Below are 3,685 nucleotides of genomic sequence, written 5' to 3'. Positions count from 1 at the left end.
CCATCACTTCGGCAACCTGCTGTTTATCGTGGTTGAGGCGCGCCAGATGCGGCGCCAGCGTGCGCATCAGCAGCGCCGAGGTGGCGATATTGCGCTGGTGGAACTCATCACCCATGGTGATGCCCTGGGCCATCATCGCGGTCAGGTCAATGCCGCGCGTCATCTGTTTCAGCGCCGCACTGAGAACCGGCATCAGCACATCGCGCATCCAGCGCAGGCGCTGCTGCACGTCTTCACCGTAGGCGCCAAAACGCATCACCTTGCCAATCCCTTCGTTCAGATTGCAATACGCACGATTGCCTTCGGCGATGTTCTCCACCACCAGCATTGGCATATTCGGCGAAGTAATGCCGCCCATCGGCCCCACGGCGCTAACGTGATGGCAAGGAATAAAGGTAATTTCGCCGCTTTCCAGCATCGCGTGGGCCGTTTTTTCATCCTGCGCCCAGCCTTCAAATAAGCATGCGCCAATGCAGGCGCCTTTCATCGGGCCGGTCATCTCCTGCCAGCGCATCGGCGGTCCGGCATGGAGCAGCGTTTTTTTCTGATTCAGCGCCCCGATGAGAGACCCCGCCAATTGCACATCCAGCCAGTGCGGACGTGCATTACGAATTCGTTCTATTACGGCGTCATTGGCCTGCGCCACTGATGTAAACATAGAGACCTCTTATTGCAAACGTTCTAATAAACGAGCCAGTTTCTTATTTCCCCCGGCGATCGGCGCCCACTGGTAGTGAACAACCGGCGTTCCGGCGGACTGTAAATCGAGCGCAAAGCTGCGGAGACCGGCGTTAATCACCGCCACGCCGTCCAGCAGGCTGGCGCGCGAGCCCGGTTCTGCTTTGCGCTGCGGATTAATCAGTGCGGCGGCAAGCAGAGTGGCTTCCGGGAGACTATCGACCACCACGATCCCCGCATCTTCAAGCTCGGCAATCTGACGGGAACGGCACTGCGGGTCGCTTTCGGTACCGGTCACCGTCGCGATAACGTTCAACGGATGATCGTCGCTCCTGATCGCCCAGGCCCGCTGGCATGCTTCGACCAGCGAGCCAGCCGGATCGGCGGTGGCGCCGTAGCCAATCACCACGTCCAGCAGCAGCACACCAACCTGAGTTTCCTCGCCAAGTTCGGCAATCAACTGGTTGCGCAGGGAGGGGTCGATCATGGGATGCGGGCGGCCGACGGTGTAAAAATCATCGCCGAGATCGACGACCCGGTGGCCCTGCGCGTTGAGCATCATGCCCTGCGGATGATGCGCATCGGGGGTGATGCTCAGCCGCTCAGCCAGCAGCCCGGCGGATTCCGCAGCCAGCGTGCCCCCGGTATATAAACCGCAAATCTGCATACCCGCAGCCGCAGTCAGGGATTGCTGGTGACGCACAACCCGCGCCAGCAGGCAGACCAGTCGCCCGGCCTCATCAAGCGTGCGGGCAAACCAGACGTTTTCATCGCGCATATTTTCTGGCACATAGCCGAGGAACAGTGCGACTACCGGTTTGCCGCTGCGCTTCATGGCACCAGTCACCTTCAGACGCACCGCCTCGGCGGGGGGCTTAGAGACAAAAGCCAGCACCTGGCTCTGCTCGTCCTGGGTCAGCATGTCCAGCGCCGTTTGCGCGCTGAGGCCGCCCACTTCAGCGCTCAGGTCACGGCCGCCAAGACCAATCGCATGGCTGATTCCTTCACCGCCGAGAACAATCTGCGAGACCAGTTCCTGAATGCCGGTACCGGACGCGCCAATCACGCCGATATTGCCGTTCGGCGTGACGTTAGCGAAAGCCAGCGGCGTGCCGGCGATCGAGGCGGTACCGCAGTCCGGCCCCATCACCAGCAGCCCTTGGTCGCGGGCGCGAGTTTTCAGCGCGATTTCATCTTCCAGGGTGACGTTGTCGGAGAAGATCATCACGTTTTTTTCGCTGCTGAGCGCCTGATGAGCGAGATCCGCGGCGTACTCTCCGGCAACCGAAATTAAGGTCATGTTGGCCTGCGGCAGCTTTTGCGTTGCGCTTTGCCAGCGGCGAACCACGCTCAGGCTCTGACTTTGCCCGCTCCCTTGCGCCAGGGCGGTGAGGGCCTCATCAAGACGGGCGATAATCATTTCCGTCACCGACGCATCCGCACAATCGGTGCGGATCGCCACGCAAATATCATTCGGCGTCGCCGTAGCAAAATCGTCATGCCAGAAACCGGTGGTTTGCAGCAGCGCTTTATTTGCCGGTGTTCCCATCATCACCGAAACATCGTTAACATTTTCTGATTCACTCAGCTTACGCGAAATAATCATTAAGCTGACTGAATCCTGAAAACAGCCCTTTTTAATAAAGGCATGGATCATAATAACTCCCCAATAATTGCACCCATTGCAATTGAATGAGCATGATTAATCTGCAATCAGGCTAACCAGATAATATTGTCGACGGCGTGACCAAAATCACATCAAAATTATTACATAATGCTTTCAAATAAAACCTAAGACATTAGCGTGAAATTTTTAATGAATAGATTGATGAGGTTATTTCTGATAAATCCAAGATGATTATTAAATAAAACCTAACACTAAACATTTACCAATACAGATCACAATTTAAGTTTATTTTCCCCGTATTTTATTGGTCATTCAGGCTCCACACCGTCGTTAAAAGGAAGACAGATGAAAGTCAGTCGGGAAACACTTCATCAGCTTATTGCTAATAAGCTGAACACAGCAGGGCTTACTCGTCATCACGCGGATATTATTGCCGATGTGCTGGTTTATGCCGATGCCAGGGGAATTCATTCGCACGGCGCGGTACGCGTTGAATATTATGCGGAACGTATTTCAAAAGGCGGAACTAACCGTCAACCCACGTTTACCTTTGAAAAAACCGGCCCTTGCAGCGGCATTTTGCATGCTGATAATGCCGCCGGTCAGGTCGCCGCCAAAATGGGCATGGAGCACGCGATAGAATTAGCCCAACAAAACGGCGTGGCCGTGGTCGGCATCCGGCGCATGGGCCACAGCGGCGCCATCTCTTACTTTACGCAGCAGGCCGCCCGAGCGGGGTTTATCGGGCTTTCGCTATGTCAGTCGGACCCGATGGTCGTGCCTTTTGGCGGGGCGGAAATCTACTACGGCACCAACCCGCTGGCCTTCGCCGCGCCCGGTGAGGGCGACGACATCATCACCTTCGATATGGCCACCACCGTGCAGGCCTGGGGAAAAATTCTCGACGCCCGCTCACACCATGAAACCATTCCCGATAGCTGGGCGGTGGACAAAAATGGCGCGCCGACCAGCGATCCTTTTGCCGTCCACGCCCTGCTGCCGGCAGCCGGTCCGAAAGGCTACGGCCTGATGATGATGATCGACGTACTCTCCGGCATCTTGCTCAACCTGCCTTTTGGCCGCCAGGTCAGCTCGATGTACAACAACCTGAGCCAGGGACGCGAGCTGGGTCAGTTGCATATCGTTATTAACCCGGCATTTTTCTCCTCCAGCGCGTTATTCCGCAAACATATCAGCGACACCATGCGTGAATTAAACGCCATTATCCCAGCGCCCGGATTTAACCAGGTTTATTACCCGGGACAGAACCTGGATATCAATGAGAAAAACAGCGCCGTCGACGGTATCGAGATCGTGGATGAGATCTATGAATATCTGGTTTCAGACGCTTTATATCACCGCACTTACGAAACCCATTCC

At 55.9% G+C, this 3,685-nt stretch carries 3 protein-coding genes; 1 reads left to right on the top strand and 2 read right to left on the bottom strand.

The annotated features are described in order from the left end of the window. Positions 1-658 (bottom strand): YlbE family protein (locus tag ACZAHD_RS22375; protein ID WP_462458687.1); only part of this gene is annotated, 658 nt, incomplete at its 3' end. 9 nt (positions 659-667) lie between these two features. After that, the gene (locus tag ACZAHD_RS22370) at positions 668-2,335 is read right to left on the bottom strand and encodes an acyl-CoA synthetase FdrA (RefSeq protein WP_462458686.1); all 1,668 of its coding nucleotides are present in this window, start codon (positions 2,333-2,335) and stop codon (positions 668-670) included. A gap of 315 nt (positions 2,336-2,650) precedes the next feature. Here ACZAHD_RS22370 and allD point away from each other — a divergent pair. Next, positions 2,651-3,685 (top strand): ureidoglycolate dehydrogenase (allD, locus tag ACZAHD_RS22365; RefSeq protein ID WP_462458685.1); only part of this gene is annotated, 1,035 nt, incomplete at its 3' end.

The organism is Raoultella sp., assembly GCF_039594335.1.
Classification (GTDB): domain Bacteria; phylum Pseudomonadota; class Gammaproteobacteria; order Enterobacterales; family Enterobacteriaceae; genus Klebsiella.
Note: the sequence above shows the minus strand (reverse complement) of the source record. Positions and strands in the feature narration are given on the sequence as shown.

Bases quoted from the DNA above. Each gene is read 5' to 3' on its own strand.
- ACZAHD_RS22370 (WP_462458686.1), bottom strand. From the start codon at position 2,335: ATGATCCATGCCTTTATTAAAAAGGGCTGTTTTCAGGATTCAGTCAGC.